Source organism: Deltaproteobacteria bacterium (genome assembly GCA_009929795.1).
Classification (GTDB): Bacteria; Desulfobacterota; Desulfovibrionia; order Desulfovibrionales; family Desulfomicrobiaceae; genus RZZR01.
On sequence record RZZR01000251.1, the window covers coordinates 1 to 2,613 of the forward strand.

Annotated in this window: 3 protein-coding genes; all 3 read left to right on the plus strand. The window is 64.4% G+C overall.

Features of this window, described 5'->3' with window-relative positions; genetic code table 11:
• The coding region (locus tag EOM25_13830) for a (Fe-S)-binding protein (protein ID NCC26253.1) at positions 1 to 371 on the plus strand (371 nt) is incomplete at its 5' end.
• On the plus strand, positions 368 to 2,131 hold the full coding sequence (locus tag EOM25_13835) for an aldehyde ferredoxin oxidoreductase (GenBank protein ID NCC26254.1): 1,764 nt from the start codon (positions 368 to 370) through the stop codon (positions 2,129 to 2,131). The genes EOM25_13830 and EOM25_13835, both read left to right, overlap by 4 nt.
• A partial coding sequence (locus EOM25_13840) for a hypothetical protein (GenBank protein NCC26255.1) occupies positions 2,128 to 2,613 on the plus strand: 486 nt, incomplete at its 3' end. The genes EOM25_13835 and EOM25_13840, both read left to right, overlap by 4 nt.

Genomic DNA, 2,613 nt, shown 5'->3' on the forward strand with positions numbered 1-2,613 from the left:
GCTCCCTGGCCTGCGCCCGCCTGGTCCACGGTCGGCTCTCCTGGGAGACCTCCGGCATCCGCATCGCCTCGTCCGGCGGCCTGTCCACCGGCTTCGAGGCCCGGCTCTGCGTGGCCTGCGATCCGGCCCCCTGCGCCGAAAACTGCCCCACCGGGGCCCTCACCCAGCGCAAGGGCGGCGGGGTCAAGGTCAAAAAGGATCTCTGCATCCGCTGCAACGCCTGCGTCCGGGCCTGTCCGGTGGCCGCCGTGGCCCTGGATCACGACAACCGCCCGTACATCTGCATCCATTGCGGCCGCTGCGTGCCCTTCTGTCCGCACGCCTGCCTCGAACTGATCGAAGTCGAGATCGGGGAGGACGACGACCAATGATCACCGAACAATTCCGCATTCTCAAAGTCGACCTGACCACCCGCCGGGCCTCGGTGGTCATGTTTGGAGACCGCTCGACCCTGCTCGGCGGCAGCGGCCTGGCCGCGGCCCTCTTCCTGGAGTTCGGCCTGCCCGACCAGCCCTGGGACCACCCGGATCAGCCCTTCATCCTGGCCATCGGGAGCCTGACCGGGCTCTATCCTCTCATGAGCAAGACCGTCTGCGGCTTCAAGTCTCCCTACCATGACCAGTACGCCGAAAGCCACGCCGGAGGCCGTTCGGCCCTGGCCCTGCGCTTCACCCGCTACGACGCCCTGGTCGTCACCGGCCGGGCCGAGCGCCCGGCGGTCCTGGGCATCGGATCCCGGCGCATGGACATCCGGGACGTCCCCTATCTCTGGGGCCGATGCGCCCTTCAATCCGGCAAGGTCCTCAGACGGATGTTCCCGGGGTCGGGACATCGGAGCATTCTCCGCATCGGCCCGGCCGGGGAAAACCGCTCGGCCATGGCCTGCATCAATGTCGATACCTACCGCCATTTCGGCCGATTGGGTTCCGGCGGCGTCATGGGCGCCAAAAACCTTAAGGCCATCGCCCTCATCGGCGACGCCGACTTTGCCCTGCCCGGGACCAAGGACTACCCCAAACTCTTCAAAGACATCTTCCTGCGGCTCACGGCCACGGACATGATGAGCAAGTACCACAACTACGGCACGGCCGTAAATCTGGAGCCCCTGAACGAACTCAAGTCCCTGCCCTGGCGCAACCTCCAGCAGACCGCCGATCCGGGCATCGAGACCGTCACGGGCCAGAACTTCGCCGACGAAACCCTGCTCCGCAACGCCGCCTGTGCCGGTTGCCCGGTGGGCTGCATTCACATCGGTTTCGTCCGCCAAAAATTCATGGAGGAGAACCAGTATCTCTATCGTCAGGTGGCCTATGACTACGAGCCCATCTTTTCCCTGGGAACCATGCTCGGGGTCACCGACCCCTTTGCCGTTTTGACCATTTTGGACGAGGTCGAAAAGGCCGGCCTGGACGCCATGTCCGCCGGGGTGGCCCTGGCCTGGGCCACCGAGGCCCTGGAAAAGGGCGTGGTCTCCGAGGCCGAGACCCTCGTACCCCTGACCTTTGGCGACTCCAAGGCCTTTGAACTGGCCGTGGCCCATCTGGGCAACGCCGCCAACGACTTCTACCGGGCCCTTGCTCAGGGAGCATTGGCCGCCGCCGACATCTACGGCGGGGCCGACTTCGCCTGCGTCCTCGGCCAGGAAATGGCCGGATACGCCACAGGAGAGACTTTTTTCGCCTCCCAGTCCCTGAGCTTCAGACACTCCCATCTGGACACCGGAGCCTACACCTACGACCAGAAGCACAAGGATCAGGACGTGGCCAAGGTCGTCGACTTCCTGGTCAAGGACGAGGCCGAGCGTTGCGTCCTGACCTCCATGGTCTCCTGCCTCTTTGCCCGGGGCGTGTACACCATGGAGACCTTGCAGGAAGCCCTGGCCGCCTTGGGTCTGGACGAAGCCGCCCAAGGGCTGCCGGGCAAGGGCGAGGACATCCAGCGCTTGCGATGGAGGGCCCGCATGGCCACCGGATACGATCCGGAATCCGTCCGCCTGCCCAAGAGGTTTTTGGAAGTTGAAACCTGGAAGGGCCCCATCGACCCCGTCTACCTGGACGCCCTGCGCCGGGAATATGCCCTGGCCATTCGAAAACTGGGGACCCTGCCGGACCAGACAGCCGAACAGGCATGAGTCGCAAGAAACGAAAGGGAAAGACCGCTTCCAAGCCTCGCGAGGCTTCCATCCCTTTTCGAAAGTGGATCAGGAACCCACCTCCGGAATTCAGGATGCTCGCGGTCTTCGCCCTGGTCTTCGGGATTGGCCAGACCCTCTACCGCGTTTTTCGTGACGCCATCTGGCCAGTGTGGACCGTGATCCTGAACGCTCGGGTCAGCGCCTGGGTCGTCAACACCCTGACTCCATCCGAAGCGGTCGTCCTCAGCGGGGACACCCTGATCTCCCGGGGATTCAGCGTCCAAATCAAGCCCGGATGCGACGGCATGGACGCCATGATCCTCCTCGTGGCCGCCATGGTCGCCTTTCCCATGCCCTGGAAACGGCGCCTCCTTGGCCTGGGCCTCGGGCTCTTCCTCCTCTACTGGGCCAACATCGCCCGGACCGTTGTCCTCTACTACTCGGCGAAATACCGGCCGGAACTCTTTGATTTTCTCCAC